Source organism: Oscillibacter valericigenes (assembly GCF_021531435.1).
GTDB classification, from domain to species: Bacteria; Bacillota; Clostridia; order Oscillospirales; family Oscillospiraceae; genus Oscillibacter; species Oscillibacter valericigenes_B.
Genome location: NZ_JAFBIS010000006.1, coordinates 94461 through 112877 on the forward strand (window position 1 = coordinate 94461; position 18417 = coordinate 112877).

The following is an 18417-nucleotide window of genomic DNA, read 5'->3' on the forward strand; positions in this document are numbered from 1 at the left end:
CCTTGGATACAGCATTATAGTGCGGCGGTCAGTCGAAATATTCCACCACCGCGTAGACTCCGTGGTGCAGCGAGGTCAGTACCCGCGTCAGAACGCTGGGGTCCTCCTGCTGGTAAACCACGGCGCTGTCGCCCTCGGAGAGGTCGATGTAGCAGATCTGGCTGCTGACCGGCTTCACCATACCGGCGGCCTCCGCCGCCTCCTTGACCGTGGCCAGGTCGAACATCTTCTCATACTCCGTGGTCAGGCGGAGGTTTTCCGTTTCCAGTGTGGCAAGCTCGTTTTTCAGCGCCACGGTATCGGCGGAGAGGACCGTAAGCTGGATATAACCCATCAGCACCAGCACCGCCATCCCGACGACCGCCATGGTGCCCAGCACGGTGAAGGGCGACACGTGCTGCCGCTCCCGGACCTGTACCTTCGGCCGCTCATGGACTTTGACCTGCTCCTTCTCCTGCCGCCGGGGCAGCTCGCCGGCATGGGTCAGCTCCCGTTCCCGGACGGCCCAGTCCAGGTCATATGCAAGACTGCCGTCTACCGACTGTCCGTTGTGATACCATGGATTCCTTGCTGCCGACGCCACAGGTCCTTCGCTCCCTTCCAACACACGCTTACCGAATGGGCTTGTCCCATTCCGGTCAATCAAATATCAAAATCGCTTAAATATCAAAGTTATCGCACTTTTCGGCCACCCGAAGCTTGGCGCTGCGGGCTCTCGGATTCTCCGCCAGCTCCGCCTCGCCGGAGACGATGGGCTTCCGGGTCAGCACCTTGATCCTGGGTTTCTTGCCGCACACGCACACTGGAAATTCCGGCGGGCAGGTGCAGCCCCGGGCCATGTCCTGCATCGCCCGCTTGACGATGCGGTCCTCCAGCGAGTGGAAGGTGATGACCGCCAGCCGTCCGCCGGGGTTCAGCCCGTCCACCGCGCTTTTCAGCATGGGCGGCAGGGCGTCCAGCTCGCCGTTGACGGCGATGCGGATGGCCTGGAAGCTCCGCTTGGCGGGGTGCTGCTTCTCCCGCAGGGCCGCCGGCGGCATGGCGGACTTGATGATGTCCACCAGCTCCAGCGTCGTCTCCACGGGCTTGTCCTCACGGGCCCGGACGATGGCTTTCGCAATGGCGGGGGCGTAGCGCTCCTCGCCGTAATCGTATAAAATGCGGCGGAGCTCCTCGTAGCTCCACTCGTTGACGACCTCCCGTGCGGTCAGGGGCACCGAGGTGTCCATCCGCATGTCCAGCGGCGCGTCCTGCATGTAGGAAAAGCCTCTGGCGGCGTCGTCCAGCTGGGGGGAGGACACGCCCAGGTCGAACAGCATCCCGTCGGCGCCGGCGACGCCCGCATCCCGCAGGACGCCGCCCAGCTCCGAAAAATTACTGTGGACCAGCGTCACCCGGTCCAGCCATGGGGCCAGACGCTCCTTCGCCGCGTCGATGGCCGCCATGTCGCGGTCGATACAGATGAGCCGGCCGGTGGTCAGCCTTTGGGCGATCTCTCTTGAGTGGCCCGCGCGACCCAGTGTACCGTCCACATATACCCCGTCGGGGCGGATGTTCAATGCCTGGATGCACTCCTCCAGCAATACAGGTTTGTGTGTAAATTCCATGGCCCCTCACCCACGGTTCCGGCGGGCACGGACCAGGTTGTCCATCGCGGCGGCCATGTCGTCGTCCTCCAGCATCTGCCGCTCCCGCTCCGCCCAGGTCTTGGTGTCCCAGATCTCGGCGAAGGAGTTCAGGCCGACGATGGTGGCTTCCTTTTTCAGTCCCGCGTGGGCACGAAGCCCGGCGGGGATCAGCACGCGGCCCTGGCCGTCCGGCTCGCACTGGACGGCGTTGGCGTACAGCAGGCTCAGGGCACGGGCCTCGGTGTAGGGCAGGTCGTCCATATCCTCGGACATCTGCTCCCACTTGGCCTCAGGGTAGATGGTCAGGCAGTGCTGGGCGCCGATGGTGATGTAAAAGGTGTCCCCCAGCGCCTCCCGCATGTTGGAAGGGATCACAAGGCGGCCCTTGGAGTCGATGCTGTTATTGGATTTTCCCATCAGCCTCGCCATGCAGATGCCGCCCCCTTTCCCCCTTTTGTGGGATAGAATGGGGAAAGTCTGGCACTGGTTTACCCAATACCCCCACTTTTCCCCACCATGTAATTTGAGTATAAGCAAATCCGGGTTGGATTGCAAGGATTTTTTTTCGGCAAGAACAGGGGAAAACATCCATTTTTTCCGCATTTTGCATCAAATACGGGGAAAATAAAACGAGCGTTCGATGGTTTTGCGGCGGTTAACGCAAAATTGAAAAAGCCACCCGGCACAACATGTTGTGCCGGGTGGCTTTTATTTTTTCATGCGTCCACAAAATACAGATTCGGCCGTAAAAGTTTCCGCGTATTTTTCGTCGTTTTTTACAAAATTTTGGGGATTTTTGTAGATTACGGTCTACCGGAGCGGATCAGCCGTTTTCCTTGTCCTCAGCATCAGGGTCGTTCTTGCCGTCCAGCTTATCCCGCTGCTCCTGCATCTTGGCGGCGGAGGCCGTGCGGAACTGGACGCGGGACTGCTTCACCTCGTCCAGAGCGGCCTGGACAGCCTCCTCGGTGCGGGCCAGGGCGTCCTCGGCGTACTCGTTGGCCACCTGGTAGAGCTGGCGGGAGCGCTCCTCCGCCCGGGCCACGATCTGGCGGGCCTTCTCCTTGGCGGCGTACAGCACCTCGCTGTCGGAGACCTTGGTCTTGGCCTCCAGCTCGGCCTGGCGCATCATGCGGTCCACGTCCCGCTTGGCCTCGTCCACGAATTTCTCACGGGCGGCCAGCAGCTCCTGGGCCCGCTTGATCTCCACGGGCAGGGCCGCCCGCAGCTCGTCCAGCAGGTCCAGCATCTCGTCCCGGTCCACCATGCTCATATTGGGCTTGAGCGCGGGAGCCTTGGCGTCCTCGATCCGCTCGTACAGCATATCGATCAGGCGGTTGATGTCGTTTGCCATAATCCTTATCCTTCCTTTTCCTCTGTCATGTCCCGCACCAGGGGGATGATGGACATGGGCAGATAGTTTTCAAGCGGCTGATGATAACGGATCATCTCCCGGGCCATGGAGGAGCTGAAATGCTGGTATGCCGGACTGGCAGGCAGCAAAAACGTCTCCAGCTCAGGGTGCAGCCCGCGGTTGATGAGGGCCATCTGGTACTCCACGTCCATATCCGTCACATTGCGGATGCCCCGGACGATGACGTTTGCGCCGTGGCTCACGGCAAAATCCGCCAGCAGGCCCGGAAACAGCTCCGCCTCCACGTTGGGCAGCTCCGCCACGGCGGTACGCACCAGCAGGAGCTTCTGTTCCGGTGTGAACATCTGGTTTTTCTTTTCCGCATTGGGGCTGACACACACGCAGACCCGGTCAAAAATCGCGGCGGCCCGGCGGATCACATCCAGATGGCCCAGAGTGATGGGGTCAAAGCTGCCGGAGCAGATGGCTGTTTTCATGGGACTGATTCCTCGTTCTCTTCGTTTCCGCTCCGGCGGTACACCGTCAGGGCGATCTTGCCGTAGCGGTAGGTGCGGTGGAGCCGGTAGGGCGGCGCCAGGGCCGGCAGCGTCTTGTCCGCCGGGTGTTCCGCTATGATTATACCATGGGGCGACAAAATGTCAAACCTTGCTATATGGGCGATGACGGGCTCCAGCAATCCCGCGGCGTAGGGCGGGTCCAGCAGGATGAGGTCGAATTTCTCCCGGATGCTCTTCAGATACTCGATGGAGTCTCCGGACACCACCCGGGCCCGGTCCGTCAGGTCCGTGACCTTCAGGTTTTCCCGGATGAGCTTCACCGCGTCGGCCCGCCGGTCCACGAATACGGCGGAGGCGGCGCCCCGGCTGAGGCACTCGATGCCCAACTGACCCGTGCCCGCGAACAGGTCCAGCACCTTCCGCCCCTCAATGTCAAACTGGATGATGTTGAACAGGCCCTCCTTCACCCGGTCGGTGGTGGGACGGGTCTCCATTCCCTCCAGCTCTCCCAGGCGGCGGCCCCGGGCGGAGCCGGTGATGACACGCATGGCGTTACCCCCCCTTCCTGCTTTTGTCAACTCATTATTTTACGGCAAATTCGCCGTCATTTCAATACACTTTTTTCCGTTTGCGGCGCACTTTGCGCAAAATCAGCCGCACCAGCAGGACCGCAAGCAGGATGACCGCCAGAGCCGCCAGCACCACCGTCCAGGTGATCCAGTTCCACTCCCGGAGGAGCTGAGCCGGAGACCAGCTGTGGCTGACGTTCTTGATGACAGGTTCCCGATAAGAGGGGTGGACCCCCTCCCCGCCAAAGGTCTGAAGATAGGCCGCCAGCGCGTACCACTCCTTGATCTCATTGCCGTCCTTGTCGTAGAGGATACAGTCGTTGAAATCCGTCACGGGGGAGCCGTCGGCCATTTTGGGCTCCAGGGATAAAAGGCCCATGGACTTCTCTTTCACCGTGCCCAGCATCTGGGCGGAGTACATGCCCGTGACCACCCGGTAGAGCTGGTCGTCCGCGATCTCCTGCTCTGTGCCGTCGCCGGCAAGCAGGCAGGCGTTGTACACCCGGTTGAAAAACATCCGGTTGGTGTTGAAGGAGTAGCGCGCTCCGGATACATAGAGCTGAGCCACCGGCATGATGGGCGTCACGGAGGCGTCCACCTCCGCCACGGACTTCAGCTCTTTTCCGGTGAGGTACACCGCCACCAGAGGGAAGCCGGAGGTGCCGTCGGCCCCTACGCCCATGGACAGCACGTCAAACGCCTGGGAGGTCGTGATCTCTCCGGTCCGCAGGGGCGCCCGGAGAACGCCGTCCGCCGTCACAGCGACCGTATGTCCCTCATACGGCTCCGCCGTCAGGGTCCGGGCCGCCCACCGGAAGGCATCCGCCACCAGAGAGCCCAGTCCGTTGTTTTCCTGTACGCCGGAGACGGGGGTATCCAGGTCGAAGGATGTGGTGGTCAGCACTTCGTCGTAGGTCAGGCCGTAGCGGGAGAGATAGGTGTCCCCCACCTTGTTCTTCCATGTCTCCACCATGGCGGCAATGTCCGGGTCGTCGGGAAGGGTCTCGTCGATGGGCGTCAGGTGGTAGTCCAGCAGCTCCTTGGAGCCATCTTCGTATTTCCGCAGTGTAATGGAGCCCAGATTCCGACAGTAGGGGCCGCAGGAGACGATATAGGTGCCGTTCACCACAATGGGCTCGGTCAGGGTTGTATGGGTATGGCCGGAGATGATGACGTCGATACCGTCCACGGCTTTCGCCAGCTTTTCGTCCTCGGACAGCTTCGCCTCCCCGTTGGTGCCGGAGTGGGACAGGCAGATGATAAGCTCCGCCCCCTGTTCTTTCAGGGAGGCAACGCACCGCTCCGCCGACTGTGCGGCGTCCTCCAGCGCAAAGCCGGAGGTGGGGGCGCAGTCGTCGGAGTCCACACCCATGAGCCCGAAAATGCCGTAGGTGATACCGCCGCGTTCTAAAAGCATGGTCTCCTGTACGCCGTAGTGATCCATGGCCTGCTGAATGAAGTCTTTGTCCGGGTTATCGGCAGAGGGCCGGTAGTTGGCCTCCAGCAGGGCTGGGAGCGGGTCGCCGCTGTCCGCCGCCGCGTTCAGCATCCGGGCGAAGCCCACCCCGGTGTGGTCAAATTCATGGTTGCCGAGGGTCGCCGCGTCATAGCCCAGGGCGCCCATGGTCCGCAGCTCGGCGGCCTCGGTGGTGTAGAGGGTCTGGACCAGGGAGCCGATGGAGAAGTCGCCGCCGTCCAGCAGCAGGGCGTCGGGGTTCTTTTCCCTCTCCCGGTCAATGGCGGTTTTCAGGCGGGCATAGCCGCCGGATTCGCCGCCGTCCTCCGCCGGCTGGGGCAGGAAGTGGGAATGGAGGTCGTGGGTAAAGAGGATCGTGGCTGTATCTGCGGGCGGCGCGGCATCCGCCGGGATCACGCAGAGGGAACATATCAGCAAAAGCGCCAGAAGCAGCGCGGAAAACCGACGTTTCATCTTCTCATCCTTTTTCAGCGAATTGGATCAGGCGGTATCCCGCCGCTTCCTATTCTACCACACCCGACAGTCTGTCACAATGCCTTTTTCATAAAGCTGCCGCCCGGACAGCAGGCCCATTTTTATACTTGTACTTTACAAAAGAATCGTATATAATAAGCTTCTAAAAGTGTGTTCCCATGGGCGGCGGTCCCCGGCGCCCTCGTCAATCCAGGAAAGAAAGGACGTTCTCATGATTCAATTCAAGTCTGATCAGGGTGAGATCTCCGTCAGCAGCGCCGTGTTTTCCAACATCACGGGCATGGCTGCCACCAACTGTTTCGGCGTCAAGGGCATGGCCTACCGCTCCATGACCGACGGCCTGGTCCATCTGCTGCGCCGCGAGGCTATGAGCAAGGGCGTCAGCATCACATATCACGACGACAACTCCATCTCCATCGAGCTCCACATCATCGTGGAAAACGGCGTCAACATCCCCGCGGTGTGCCGTTCCATTATGAGCGAGGTCCGCTACGTGGTCACCAAGAACACCGGCGTGCCCGTCCAGGCCGTGGATGTTTGCGTCGATTCCATGACCCTGTGAGGAGGAGCTAAAACAGATGAACGAACTGATCACCGGCGCGCTGTTCAAGCGGATGGTGCTTCACGGCGCCGCCGCCATCACCGCGCAGAAACAGGCCATCAATGACCTGAACGTGTTCCCCGTCCCTGACGGCGACACCGGCACCAATATGTCCATGACCATCGGCACCGCTGTCACCGAGCTGCGCAAGTCCGAGCCCGCCACCGTAGACAAGGCCGCCTCCGTCACCGCCTCCGCCCTGCTGCGGGGCGCCCGGGGCAACTCCGGCGTCATTTTGTCCCTGCTGTTCCGCGGCATCTCCAAGGGGCTGAAGGGCATGGAAACCGCCGACGCAGCCGCGTTCTCCGCAGCCATGCAGGAGGGCGTCTCTGCCGCCTACAAAGCCGTTATGAAGCCCGCCGAGGGCACCGTTCTGACGGTCTCCCGCCTTGCCGCCAAGCGGGCCGTGGACACCGTGGCCGGGGGCGAGACCGACATCGAAAAGGTGCTGGAGGAGGCCCTGAAGGAAGGCTGGGACACCCTGGCCCAGACCACCGACATGAACCCCGTGCTGAAAAAGGCGGGCGTGGTGGACGCCGGCGGCAAGGGCTACCTGCTCATTCTGGAGGGCATGCTGGCCGAGTTGCGGGGCGAACCTATGCCCGACGTCTCCGACGACGGCGAATCCAAGGAGAAGGCGGATTTCGCCGCCCTCTCCAGCGAGGACATCACCTTTACCTTCGACACCGTGTTCATCGTCCGCAAGACCGTTGACAAGCCGCTGGAGCCCTTCCGGGCCTATCTGAACAGCATCGGCGACAGCCTGGTCATCGGCGAGGACGACGAGGCGTTCAAGGTCCACGTCCATACCGACATCCCCGGCGCCGCCCTGACCGAGGCCCAGAAGTACGGCACGCTGGAGCTGGCGAAAATCGAAAATATGCGGACCCAGGCGGAGGACCTGGCTGCCGGACGGCAGGCCCAGAGCACCGACGACCTGGAGGCCGTGGAAGCCGAGCTGGAAGCGCCCGCCGCTCCCGCCGCGCCGGAGAAGCCCTACGGCTTCCTGGCGGTGTGCGCCGGCGACGGCCTTGCCGCTGTATTCCGGGATCTGGGTGCCGACGGCGTGGTGTCCGGCGGACAGACCATGAACCCCTCCACCGAGAGCATTCTGGCCGGCGTGGAGAAAATCCCCGCCGAGACCGTGTTCGTCCTGCCCAACAACGGCAACATCATCATGGCCGCCCAGCAGTGCGACGCCCTGACGGAAAAGCGGGTCATCGTCATCCCCACCAAGACCGTGCCCCAGGGCATCACCGCCATGATGAACGTGGACTTCGAGGCCCCCGACGCCGACAGCATCGCCGAGGCCATGAACGACAGCCTCTCCACCGTCACCACCGCCCAGATCACCTACGCCGCCCGGAACTCCGACTTTGACGGGTTTGAAATCAAGGAGGGCGACTATCTGGCCCTGGAGGAGGGCAAGCTCTTCGGCACCGACGGCTCCCTGGACGTGCTGCTGGAAAAACTGGCGGCGGACGCCCTGGAGCGGCAGGCCGAATTCATCTCCCTCTACTTTGGCGAAGATGTTTCCGAGGAGGACGCCCAGAAAGCCGCCCAGGTCTTTGAGGAGTGCTGCCCCGGCGCGGAGGTGGCCGTCCTCTCCGGCGGTCAGCCTGTCTACTACTATATTATTTCCATGGAATAAAGCGGTCACGCTTTGAAAACAGCCCGGACTTTCGTCCGGGCTGTGCCATGTCAGGAGGTGTCCCCTATGTTCCCCTGGGCGCAATTTTTTCTCTACGTGCTGGTCACCGCCGGAACGCCGGGGCCCAACACCCTGTCTTCCATGTCTAATGGCAGCCGCCTGGGTTTCCGGCGGACGCTGCCCTACATCTTCGGCATCTGGGCGGGGTTTTCCATCGTCTCCGTGGCCTGCACGCTGCTGTGCAGCACGCTGGACGCCCTGATCCCCGCCATCCGAAAGCCCATGCTGGTGCTGGGGGCCTGCTACATTCTGTACCTGGCCTGGAAAACCTGGCGGGCGGGCGCCGTGTCCGATACCGCCGCCGTCCGTGCCAGCTTCCGGGACGGCTTTTTCCTCCAGTTCGTCAATCCCAAAATCTACATCTACTGTATCGTGTCCATGCAGAGCTACGTGCTGCCCCTGTACCAGGGCCGGCCGGTGACGCTGTTCCTGTTCGCCCTGCTGCTGGCTTTCTTAGGCTTCTGCCTGAACCTGTGCTGGGCGGGCTTCGGCTCGCTGCTGCGGGTGCTGTTCTCCCGGTATGCCGCTGTGGTCAACAAGGTCATGGCGCTGCTGATGGTCTGGTGCGCGGTGCGGCTGTTTCTGTAACCAAAACGCAAGGGCGGTCCGCCCTTGCGTTTTTTGCATCCCGCCCCGCTGAAAACGCACTCCGGCGGTACAGCGCTTGTCTTTCCTCTCCCCACGCGCTATGCTCAGCCTGTCAGCTGGCAAAGGAGGTCATTATGAAAATCACCGTAGAACACTGCGACACCCCGGAAAACGAGGTCATTCTCCGCTGCCGGGAGCTGGACGAGGAGATGCTCCACATCCTGGCCCTGTTGCGGTCGGGGATGCAGTCTCTCTGTGCTTTTACGGAGGAGCGGGAGACGGTCCTTCTGTCCCCTCAGGAGGTGCTGTACGCCGAATCCGTGGAGGAGCGCACCTGGCTCTACTGCGAAAAGGCCGTCTGGCGTACCGCCCTGTCCCTCTCGGAGCTGGAGGCACGGTACGAGGCCCTGGGCTTCTGCCGGGTGAGCCGGTCCATGGTGGTGAACCTCCACGGCATCCGGCAGCTGAAAAGCTGCGCCGGGAGCCGCATCGAGGCCACCATGCGCAACGGGGAGAAGGTCATGATCTCCCGTCACTACGGGCCCCTGCTGCGGGAGCGGCTGGGGATGTAATCGCGTAAAAGGAGGTTCTTTATGAAACAATTTCTGCGTTTTTACGCCTGGGGCATGGAGGTCAAACTCTACATGAGCATCTACACCGCCGCCGTGGTCTTTTTCCAGGGCATCACGGAGGTGCTTCAGGGGCGGTATGCCATCAGCGTGTGGGTCCTGCTGGAGATGCTGCTGGTCAGTTTCGTCTTTGCCGCCATCCAGTACGTGATACTGCCCGCCGGGGAGTGGTCGTCCAGGGGAAGGCTGGCGGCATGGGCGGTCTGCGCCAATGTGCTGTATATCGGCAGCGCACTGGTATTCGGCTGGTTCCCGGGTGTTCCTCTCTGGGAGAACATCGTACTGGTCGCCATGTTGGAAGTCAGCCTGTGGGCCATCTGGTTCGGCAAGCAGGTAGCCCGCTGGCGGGACACCCGGGCGCTGAACCGGAGTTTACGGAAATTCCAGCAAGAGGGATAAAAAGAGTGTCCGGGAATTCCCGGACACTCTTTTTATGTTTACAGTGCCTCCATAGCGGCGTTGACTTCCGCCTCGCAGGAACGCATCGCCAGGATGGTCTTTTCCATCAGGTCCTCCAGGGTCCAGCCCAATCGCTCGGCGCCCTCCTTGATGACATCCCGGGAGCAGCCGGCGGCGAACTTCTTGTCCTTGAACTTCTTTTTCAGGGAGCTGACCTCCATGTCCTGGCAGCTCTTGCTGGGGCGCATCCGGGCGGCGGCGCCGATGAGACCCGTCAGCTCGTCTGCCGCGAAGAGGACCTTCTCCATCTCATGGGTGGGTTCTACATCGCAGCACAGGCCATAGCCGTGGGAGCAGACGGCGTGGATGAGCTCGTCGGAGCAGCCGATCTCCGCCAACAGCTCCGGGGCCTTTTTGCAGTGCTCCTCCGGCCACTTCTCGAAGTCCACATCGTGGAGCAGGCCCACGGTGGCCCAGAAATCCGCGTCCTCGCCGTAGCCCAGCTCGTTCGCATACCAGCGCATGGTGCCCTCCACTGTCAGGGCATGCTGGATGTGGAAAGGCTCGGCATTGTACTTTTTCAGCAGCGCCAGGGCTGTTTCTCTATCAGGGCAGGCTTTCATATGTTGTTCTCCTTTTCATGCGTCCCTGGGGTCGGGGTCTCCGTCCAGGGCGGCAAAATAATCATAATAGGGCAGCAGAAATTCGTATCCCTTTTTTACCCGGTCCACCACGTCCCGGCTGAACAACTCCTCCGTCAGCTTGTCCTCATGGCAGAGGGAAAAGGATTTGGCCTGATACCAGGGCGCCAGCAGCTCCGAGGGGGCCTGGCTCCGGGGCTTTTTATAATCCTCGGTCTCCAACACGAACTCCGTCTGCCTGTTCAGTCCCCGGGTCAGCTTTTCCATGGTCCCGGGGTCCCGGTCGATGCGGGCGCGGAGCTTGGCCATGGTGACGGGCTTGGGCATCCAATAGCCCAGGCCGTAGCTCCACCCGTCCGGCGTGACCTCAAACCAGAAGGTGGGGCGGGCGGTCCACTCGTCCGCCGGCTGCCGGATGCCGATCCACAGGTGGTCCTTATAGGGCCCCCGGCCATGGAGCCGGCGGGCGTCCCGGTAGATGCGGCTCACCTTGCATATCAGCCCGCTGTCCGGGCGCTTGTCCCGGATGAAATCATACAGCTCGCTTCCCAGCTCCCGCATGGGCTGGTAGAGCTGGGTCAGGTAAATCTCCTTGTGGGCTTCAAACCAGGTCCGCTCGTTGTTGAAGCGGATGCCCCACATGAAGTCCACCGTCTCATCAGTAAATCCGGTAAACATGGGTCTCCTCCGTTGTTTTCATGGAACCGGCCCGGGCTACGCCCGGGCCGGTGGATGCTCACTTGCGGTTCTGCGCGGCCTCCACGATCAGCTGCACGCACAGGTCATAGCCCAGGATGCCGCTGTCCAGGGTCAGGTGGTAATTGTGGCAGTCGCCCCACTTTTTGCCTGTGTAGCGGGTGTAGTACGTATGGCGGCTGTTGTCCTTCTTCGCCATCATCTTCTGGATCTCCGTGGCGTTGTTGGTCCCCAGCAGCTCGCTGACCCGGACGGCCCGGTGGATGTCATCGGCGTGGATAAAGACGTTCAGGCTGTCGATGCCCGCCTCCCGCAAAATCTCATCGGCGCAGCGGCCCAGAATGACGCAGGGCCCCTTTTGGGCCAGCTGGACGATGATGGCCTGCTGAACGTCGTGGATGACCTCCTGGGTGTCGTGGAACTGCAGGCTGGACGCGGAGCAGATGGTCTTGAGAATGGAGTCCGCGCGGGAGACGTCCTCCCCCTCGTCTTCGATCAGCTCAGGGTCGAAGCCGCTGGCCTTGGCGGTCTCCCGGACGATGTCCCGGTCAAAGAACTCGATGCCCAGCTCCTGGGCCACCCGCTTGCCGATGGTATGTCCGCCGGCGCCGAATTCCCGGCTGATGGTAATGATCTGATTCATGGCGTTTGCCCCCTGTGACCGCGTTTCGCGGCATTTTCTGGGGAATATTGTACCACGTTTTCCGCCCCGGCACAATCCTATTTTTCGCACTGGAGCCCCCGCTCCAGCATGCTCATCAATTCATTGGCCCAGCGGTACGCGTCGGCGCTCATGGCGTTCAGGATGCCGGCCAGGCAGGGGTCGGTGGTGCCCTCCGCCGCCCGGACGTAATTCAGACCGTTGCAGGCTTCGGCGTGGTACCGCTCCCGCAGGGCGGGACACCAGCGGCCCACGTAAATGCGCTCGCAGTTCACCGCAGGATGGTAGCACTCCCCGGTGACGAGGTAGTAGATCGCCAGCAGATGCCGGGCGTGCTCCAGCTTGCCCGCCGCGATCTCCTTCAGCCGCTGCCGGGCCCAGGCCGGCCCCTGCCGGCTGAGAGCCAGGTAGTGCCGCCGGTCTGCCAGGGCCTCCTCCAGAAAGCCCGTCAGCACCTCCAGCATCTCCGACGCCGCGCTGCCCATGCAGCAGGGGTTGGGCGTGGCTCCGGGCAGCTGGCTCTCCTGGCGGACCTGGGCCGGGGTCAGCTGGGACGTCGGGGCCTGTTGGACCGCCTGGGGCTGGGCGGATTCTGTATCGGACGGCGGATAGGGCTCCAGCGTGGGGGCCACGCGCTGCCAGATGCGGTCATACTGACGGTAATCGTAGGGTTCCGGGGTACGCAGGTTTTGTTCCATCACGGTCGCCTCCTTTTCTCCCCAGTCTATGCAGGACCGGCCCGTGCCGTACCTGTTGCGTCCGCAACAGGCATTTTCCCCGCAGTTGGGGTAAAATAACCCTAAAAGCCGTAGGGAATATTGCATTTCCGGACGGCTTCTGCTAAAATAGGTGAGCTATCAGCATTTTTCCATCAAAGGAGGTCCCATTTTATGCTGGAACTGCAGCATATCAGCTACGCCGTCCGGGAGGGCGACGGGGAGCTGGGCATTCTGAACGATATTTCCCTCACCATCGACGACCACAAGCTGGTGGTCTTCACCGGCCCCAATGGCGGCGGCAAAACCACCCTGGCGAAGGTCATCATGGGTTTGGTACAGCCCACGGCGGGCCGCATCCTCTGGAACGGCCAGGACATCACCGATTTGGGCATCACGGAGCGGGCACGCCTCGGCATCAGCTACGGCTTCCAGCAGCCGCCCCGGTTCAAGGGCCTGACCGTCCGCAATCTGCTGACCCTGGCCAGCGGCGACGAGAAGCTGTCCAAGGACAAGTGCTGCCAGTACCTGACCAAGGTCGGCCTGTGCGCCAACGACTACCTGGACCGGGAGGTGGACGTCTCCCTCTCCGGCGGCGAGGTCAAGCGCATCGAGATCGCCACCATCCTGGCCCGGAACAGCCAGCTTATGATCTTTGACGAGCCGGAGGCCGGCATCGACCTGTGGTCCTTCGCCCGGCTGACGGAGACATTTGAGCAGATCCACGCCGGCGGCAGCGCCACCATGATCATCATCTCCCACCAGGAGCGCATCATCTCCCTGGCGGACGAGGTCATCGTGGTGGGCGACGGTGCCATCCGCCACCGGGGCGCCGCGGCGGACATTCTGCCGCAGATTTTGGCGGACACACTGGGCGGCTGCCCGGTACTGACGAAAGGGGGTGCCGCGCAATGATGGATACGGAAGTGGATCGCGAGCTTCTGGAAAAGATCGCGGACATGCTGGGTAAGCCCGTGGGGGCCTTCAACATCCGCAAGGACTGCGGCTGCGACGGCCGCCAGAGCACCGAGCACATTGAGATCACCGGCAAGACCGACGGCAAGTCGGGCATCGACATCCGGGTGAAGGACGGCACCGTGGGCGAGACCTGCCACATCCCCGTCATCATCACAAAGCCCGGCATTGAGGAAATGGTCTACAACGACTTCTATATCGGAGAAAACTGCAATGTGGACATCGTGGCCGGCTGCGGCATCCACAACTGCGGCGACCAGGACAGCCGTCACGACGGCGTCCACACCTTCTATGTGGGGAAAAACTCCCATGTCCACTACACGGAAAAACACTACGGCGAGGGTGACGGCAAGGGCGGCAGGATCATGAACCCCCAGACCATCGTGTACCTGGAGGAGGGCGCCTCTATCCAGATGGACACCACCCAGATCCGGGGTATCGACTCCACCAAGCGGTACACGAAGATCGTGTGCGGCAAGGGGGCCGAGGCCGTCATCACCGAGCGTCTGCTGACCCACGGGGAGCAGGTGGCCGAGAGCGACATGGAGATCGTACTGGACGGCGAGGATTCCAAGGGCCGGGTCATCTCCCGGTCCGTGGCCCAGGACGCGTCCAGCCAGGTGTTCTACCCCCGGATGGTGGGCAACGCCCAGTGCTTCGGCCATGTGCAGTGCGACTCTATTATCATGGGCGAGGCGAAAATCAAGTCCATCCCCGCCATCACCGCCAACTGCACCGAGGCCCAGCTGGTCCATGAGGCCGCCATCGGCAAGATCGCCGGCGACCAGCTTTTGAAGCTGGAGACCCTGGGTCTGACGGAAGAAGAGGCCGAGGACTGCATCCTGAAGGGCTTCCTGGCGTAAAACCGCGCAAAACGGGGTTTGCTTGTGAAAGTTCTTTTTGCTTCTTTTCCTTTCAAGAAAAAGATGAGAAAAAATCCTCCGTGGTGATCCCACGGAGGATTTTTCATGTGCTCTTTTACTTTGCGTATTCGACCACTTTGGTCTCCCGCAGGACATGGACCTTGATCTGGCCGGGATATTCCATCTCTTCCTCGATCTTCTTGGCCAGGTCCCGGGCCAGAATGACCATCTGGTCCTCGCTGACCTGTTCGGGCTTCACCATGACCCGGACCTCACGGCCCGCCTGGATTGCGTAGGCCTTGTCAACGCCGGGATAGGAACCGGTGATGGTCTCCAGCTGCTCCAGGCGCTTGATGTAGTTCTCCAGGTTTTCACGGCGGGCGCCGGGACGGGCGGCGGAAATGGCATCCGCGGCCTGGACCAGGCAGGCGACGATGGTGCGGGGCTCCACATCGTTGTGGTGGGCCTCGATAGCGTGGATGATGTCCTCCCGCTCCTTGTACTTCCGGGCGAATTCCACACCCAGGGCCACATGGGTGCCCTCCAGCTCATGGTCAACGGACTTGCCCAAATCGTGGAGCAGGCCGGCGCGCTTGGCAGCCTGAACATCGGCGCCCAGCTCGGAGGCCATCATGCCGGCGATGTGGGACACCTCGATGGAATGCTGCAGCACGTTCTGGCCGTAGCTGGTGCGGTAATGCAGGCGGCCCAGCATCTTCACCAGCTCGGGGTGCAGGTTGCGGACGCCGCACTCGAATACCGCGCGCTCGCCCTCGGCCTTGATGGTGGTCTCCACCTCCCGGCGGGCCTTCTCCACCATCTCCTCGATGTGGGTGGGGTGGATACGGCCGTCGGCGATCAGCTTCTCCAGGGCCAGCCGGGCGATCTCCCGGCGGACGGGCTCGAAGCAGGAGACGGTGATGGCCTCCGGCGTGTCGTCGATAATGAGGTCAACGCCGGTCAGCGTCTCGATGGTGCGGATATTGCGGCCCTCGCGGCCGATGATGCGGCCCTTCATCTCGTCATTGGGCAGGGGAACCACGCTGACGGTCATTTCGGCCACGGAATCCGCGGCGCAGCGCTGGATGGCCTGGGCCACCACTTCGCGGGCGCGGGCTTCGCACTCTTCCTTCATGCGGGACTCGACCTCTTTGATCTTGAGGGCGGTCTCGTGGGTCACCTCTGCCTCCACCTGGTCGATGAGGTACTGCTTTGCCTCCTCGGCGGTGAAACCGGAAATGCGCTCCAGCATCTCGGTCTGGCTGCGCTTGATGACCTTGATCTCTTCGTTTTCCTTGTCGATGGCCGCGTGCTTCTGGGCCAGGGATTCCTCTTTCTTCTCCATGGCCTCGGTCTTGCGGTCCAGATTTTCTTCCTTCTGCTGCAGACGGTTTTCCTGCCGCTGCAGGTCGGCTCTGCGTTCCTTTACTTCCTTCTCATACTCGCTGCGGTTCTTTAAAATCTCTTCTTTTGCTTCCAGCAGGGCCTCGCGCTTCTTGGATTCCGCGCTCTTGATGGCCTCGTTGATAATGCGCTTTCCCTCTTCTTCAGCGCTGGAGATCTCCTTCTCGGAAACAGCTTTCCGGTAGCGAATACCGAGAGGGAAGCAGATCGCGCCGCCGACCACCAGGCCCACCAGGGCCATAATAATGGTGATAGGTTCCACGGCTTCCTCCTGTTCTTCGGTATCGTATCTAAAATTACAGTAACTTCCGTCAGAAAACGACCGGCAAACGCCCCTACGTCCGCCGATAATTATCCTTTTTTAGTTTAATCGTTTACAAGGCCACTGTCAAGCTTTTCATTTTCTAAAAGTTGAAAATCCAAACACCGCTGTAACTAGATATTGAGTTTCATGTGTCGATGTACGCTGCCGCGGCGTAGCCGACGTATATTCCGTAATGCACCACGTACCATCCCTGCCACTCGCCGTAGACCGTGACGGCGGCGCCGTCGGGCATATTGGCGATGATGGTGCCGGTGGGCGTGGGGCGGCTGCGGAGGTTCAGCGTGCCGTAGCTGACATTCACAGTGCCGCCCACCGGCTCCATGGGATAGATAAAGGGCAGGCCGAAGAGCCGGGTCAGGGCCCGGGCCAGCTGCTGGGCGATGTCGTCCATGTGGCCCTCCACCCAAACGGCGTCGGCGTAGTTGTCGTGATACCCGATCTCCACCAGCACCGCCGGGGCCCGGGACAGCCGCACTTCCCCCAGGGTCGTGGTCGCCCGAGTCGTCACCTTGTTGGGCAGGGGATAAATTTTCCGCAGCTCCTCCGCGATCAGCTCCGCGCCCCGCTGACCCTCAACGCTGTCGGGGTAGTAAAAGGCGATGATGCCCCGCTCCTCGCCGTAGCGTCCCTCCGGCGCGGCATTGGAGTGAAGGGCCAGGTAGAAGTCGTAATAGCCCTGATTGGCCTGCCGGACGGAGCTGGCGGCGGTCATATCCGGGGTGTTGCGGGTGTACTGGATGCCGTTGGACAGCAGGTAGGGCACCAGGGCGTCGGCCAGCAGGTTCATGTTGTACTCCTCGGAGCCGCTGCCGGTGACGTACATATTCCACTCCTGGGTGGATGGGCTCAAATAAATAATCGGCATGGAAACTCCCTCCTTCTCCCCCTATTTATATGGCATTCCGGCGGCAAATGTGATAAACTGTGAAAAAGCTATCTCGATAAGGAGCAAACCGTATGAAAACTGACCGTCCCTTTCCCCGTTTTACCGTCACCCCCAAGGCGGAGGCCGCCATCCTCCGGGGCCATCCCTGGGTCTACGACGCGGAGGTGCTCTCTGTGGAAGGCGCCCCGGAAAACGGAAAATTGGTGGATATCGTAAGCAAAAAAGGCCGGTATCTTGGCACAGGCTTCCTGTCGGAGCAGTCCAAAATTCGCGTCCGGCTCATCTCCCGCAACGCCAATGACCGCTTTGACGAAGCCTTCTGGCAGCGGAAGCTCCGCTGGGCCTGGGACTACCGCAAAAGCGTCATGGAAGAGGCCGACCTGGACTGCTGCCGCGTCATCTTCGGCGAGGCGGACGCCTTCCCCGGGCTGACCGTGGACAAGTTCCACGACCTGCTCAGCGTCCAGGTGCTGTCCGTGGGCATGGAGGGCATCAAGGACATGCTGCTGCCCGCCCTGGTGGACATTCTGCGGGAGGACGGCCATGCCATCCGGGGCGTATTCGAGCGGAACGACGTGGCCCTGCGGGACAAGGAGGGCCTTCCCCAGTACAAGGGCTGGTTCCCCCTGCCCGGTGAGGAGACGCCGGACTCCCCTGTCGTGGAAATTACCGAAAACGGCATCAAATATTTGGTGGATGTGGAGAACGGGCAGAAGACCGGGTTCTTCCTGGACCAGAAGTACAACCGCCGGGCGGTGGGCCGGCTGGCAAAGGGCAAGACCGTGCTGGACTGCTTCACCCACACCGGCTCCTTCGCCCTGAACGCCGCCATGGGCGGGGCGAAGCACGTCACCGCCGTGGATGTGTCCGAGTCCGCCGTGGAGATGGCCCGGGCCAACGCGGAGTGCAACGGGCTGTCCGATGTGGTGGACTGCGTGGCCGCCAACGTGTTCGACCTGCTGCCCCAGCTGGAAAAGGAGCCACCGAAGTACGACTTCATCATCCTGGACCCCCCGGCCTTTACCAAGAGCCGCAAGACCGTGGCCAACGCCATCACCGGTTACAAGGAGATCAACTACCGGGCCATGAAGCTGCTGCCCCGGGGCGGGTATCTGGCCACCTGCTCCTGCTCCCATTTCGCCACGGAGGAGAAATTCGTGGCGATGCTCCACGACGCGGCCAGGGACGCCGGGGTGCAGCTCCGGCAGATCGAGGCCCGGCAGCAGAGCTGCGACCACCCCATCCTCTGGGGCGTGGAGGAGACCAATTACCTGAAATTCTACCTGTTCCAGGTGGTCTGAC

Annotated in this window: 21 protein-coding genes; 8 read left to right on the top strand and 13 right to left on the bottom strand. The window is 61.9% G+C overall.

The window, feature by feature from the left end; genetic code table 11:
• Positions 1–28: 28 nt before the first annotated feature.
• From JQM68_RS05075 to JQM68_RS05105, 7 genes are all read right to left on the bottom strand, one after another.
• A complete protein-coding gene (locus tag JQM68_RS05075; protein ID WP_235221896.1) occupies positions 29–583 on the bottom strand; it encodes a hypothetical protein in 555 nt (184 codons plus the stop codon).
• Positions 584–659: 76 nt separating this feature from the next.
• A complete protein-coding gene (gene rsmH / locus JQM68_RS05080) occupies positions 660–1607 on the bottom strand; it encodes a 16S rRNA (cytosine(1402)-N(4))-methyltransferase RsmH (protein ID WP_235221897.1) in 948 nt (315 codons plus the stop codon).
• Positions 1608–1613: 6 nt separating this feature from the next.
• Positions 1614–2057 carry a division/cell wall cluster transcriptional repressor MraZ gene (gene mraZ / locus JQM68_RS05085; protein ID WP_235221898.1) on the bottom strand — a complete coding sequence of 148 codons (444 nt, stop codon included), beginning with the start codon at positions 2055–2057 and terminating at the stop codon, positions 1614–1616.
• Positions 2058–2451: 394 nt separating this feature from the next.
• The gene (locus JQM68_RS05090) at positions 2452–2982 is read right to left on the bottom strand and encodes a hypothetical protein (protein ID WP_235221899.1); all 531 of its coding nucleotides are present in this window, start codon (positions 2980–2982) and stop codon (positions 2452–2454) included.
• A gap of 5 nt (positions 2983–2987) precedes the next feature.
• Positions 2988–3479, bottom strand: coding sequence for a pantetheine-phosphate adenylyltransferase (gene coaD, locus JQM68_RS05095; RefSeq protein ID WP_235221901.1), 492 nt, complete (start codon positions 3477–3479; stop codon positions 2988–2990).
• The gene (gene rsmD / locus JQM68_RS05100; protein ID WP_235221903.1) at positions 3476–4048 is read right to left on the bottom strand and encodes a 16S rRNA (guanine(966)-N(2))-methyltransferase RsmD; all 573 of its coding nucleotides are present in this window, start codon (positions 4046–4048) and stop codon (positions 3476–3478) included. Before rsmD ends, coaD begins: the two co-directional genes overlap by 4 nt.
• 61 nt (positions 4049–4109) lie before the next feature.
• Positions 4110–5999 (bottom strand): bifunctional metallophosphatase/5'-nucleotidase, encoded by a 1890-nt coding sequence (locus tag JQM68_RS05105; protein WP_235221904.1) that lies wholly within the window; start codon positions 5997–5999, stop codon positions 4110–4112.
• 232 nt (positions 6000–6231) lie between these two features.
• Between JQM68_RS05105 and JQM68_RS05110 the strand changes: the two genes are divergently transcribed.
• The 5 genes from JQM68_RS05110 to JQM68_RS05130 all read left to right on the top strand — a co-directional run bounded on the left by JQM68_RS05110 (position 6232) and on the right by JQM68_RS05130 (position 9948).
• Positions 6232–6582: an Asp23/Gls24 family envelope stress response protein gene (locus JQM68_RS05110; RefSeq protein ID WP_235221905.1), complete on the top strand. Its 351-nt coding sequence runs from the start codon at positions 6232–6234 to the stop codon at positions 6580–6582.
• A gap of 16 nt (positions 6583–6598) precedes the next feature.
• Positions 6599–8272: a DAK2 domain-containing protein gene (locus JQM68_RS05115; protein WP_235221907.1), complete on the top strand. Its 1674-nt coding sequence runs from the start codon at positions 6599–6601 to the stop codon at positions 8270–8272.
• Positions 8273–8338: 66 nt separating this feature from the next.
• Positions 8339–8920 (top strand): LysE family transporter, encoded by a 582-nt coding sequence (locus tag JQM68_RS05120; RefSeq protein WP_235221908.1) that lies wholly within the window; start codon positions 8339–8341, stop codon positions 8918–8920.
• Between the two features lie 134 nt (positions 8921–9054).
• A complete protein-coding gene (locus JQM68_RS05125; RefSeq protein ID WP_235221909.1) occupies positions 9055–9492 on the top strand; it encodes a LytTR family DNA-binding domain-containing protein in 438 nt (145 codons plus the stop codon).
• Between the two features lie 21 nt (positions 9493–9513).
• On the top strand, positions 9514–9948 hold the full coding sequence (locus JQM68_RS05130; RefSeq protein WP_235221910.1) for a DUF3021 family protein: 435 nt from the start codon (positions 9514–9516) through the stop codon (positions 9946–9948).
• 38 nt (positions 9949–9986) lie between these two features.
• Here JQM68_RS05130 and JQM68_RS05135 read toward each other — a convergent pair whose 3' ends face one another.
• The 4 genes from JQM68_RS05135 to JQM68_RS05150 all read right to left on the bottom strand — a co-directional run bounded on the left by JQM68_RS05135 (position 9987) and on the right by JQM68_RS05150 (position 12644).
• Positions 9987–10571 carry a hydrolase gene (locus tag JQM68_RS05135; protein WP_235221911.1) on the bottom strand — a complete coding sequence of 195 codons (585 nt, stop codon included), beginning with the start codon at positions 10569–10571 and terminating at the stop codon, positions 9987–9989.
• Between the two features lie 15 nt (positions 10572–10586).
• Positions 10587–11267 (bottom strand): DUF2461 domain-containing protein, encoded by a 681-nt coding sequence (locus JQM68_RS05140; protein WP_235221912.1) that lies wholly within the window; start codon positions 11265–11267, stop codon positions 10587–10589.
• A gap of 58 nt (positions 11268–11325) precedes the next feature.
• Positions 11326–11928: a cytidylate kinase-like family protein gene (locus JQM68_RS05145; protein WP_235221913.1), complete on the bottom strand. Its 603-nt coding sequence runs from the start codon at positions 11926–11928 to the stop codon at positions 11326–11328.
• A 77-nt stretch (positions 11929–12005) separates the two neighbouring features.
• Positions 12006–12644 carry a ferritin-like domain-containing protein gene (locus JQM68_RS05150; RefSeq protein WP_235221915.1) on the bottom strand — a complete coding sequence of 213 codons (639 nt, stop codon included), beginning with the start codon at positions 12642–12644 and terminating at the stop codon, positions 12006–12008.
• Positions 12645–12836: 192 nt separating this feature from the next.
• Between JQM68_RS05150 and JQM68_RS05155 the strand changes: the two genes are divergently transcribed.
• Both JQM68_RS05155 and JQM68_RS05160 read left to right on the top strand, forming a co-directional pair.
• Positions 12837–13577 (top strand): ABC transporter ATP-binding protein, encoded by a 741-nt coding sequence (locus JQM68_RS05155; RefSeq protein ID WP_235221916.1) that lies wholly within the window; start codon positions 12837–12839, stop codon positions 13575–13577.
• Positions 13574–14500: a SufB/SufD family protein gene (locus tag JQM68_RS05160; protein WP_235221917.1), complete on the top strand. Its 927-nt coding sequence runs from the start codon at positions 13574–13576 to the stop codon at positions 14498–14500. Before JQM68_RS05155 ends, JQM68_RS05160 begins: the two co-directional genes overlap by 4 nt.
• Before the next feature lie 115 nt (positions 14501–14615).
• Here JQM68_RS05160 and rny read toward each other — a convergent pair whose 3' ends face one another.
• Both rny and JQM68_RS05170 read right to left on the bottom strand, forming a co-directional pair.
• On the bottom strand, positions 14616–16145 hold the full coding sequence (gene rny, locus JQM68_RS05165) for a ribonuclease Y (protein ID WP_235221938.1): 1530 nt from the start codon (positions 16143–16145) through the stop codon (positions 14616–14618).
• A 208-nt stretch (positions 16146–16353) separates the two neighbouring features.
• Entirely contained in the window at positions 16354–17094 is a 741-nt protein-coding gene (locus JQM68_RS05170) for an N-acetylmuramoyl-L-alanine amidase (protein ID WP_235221918.1), read from the bottom strand.
• Between the two features lie 92 nt (positions 17095–17186).
• Between JQM68_RS05170 and JQM68_RS05175 the strand changes: the two genes are divergently transcribed.
• On the top strand, positions 17187–18416 hold the full coding sequence (locus JQM68_RS05175; protein ID WP_235221919.1) for a class I SAM-dependent rRNA methyltransferase: 1230 nt from the start codon (positions 17187–17189) through the stop codon (positions 18414–18416).
• Position 18417: the final 1 nt, after the last annotated feature.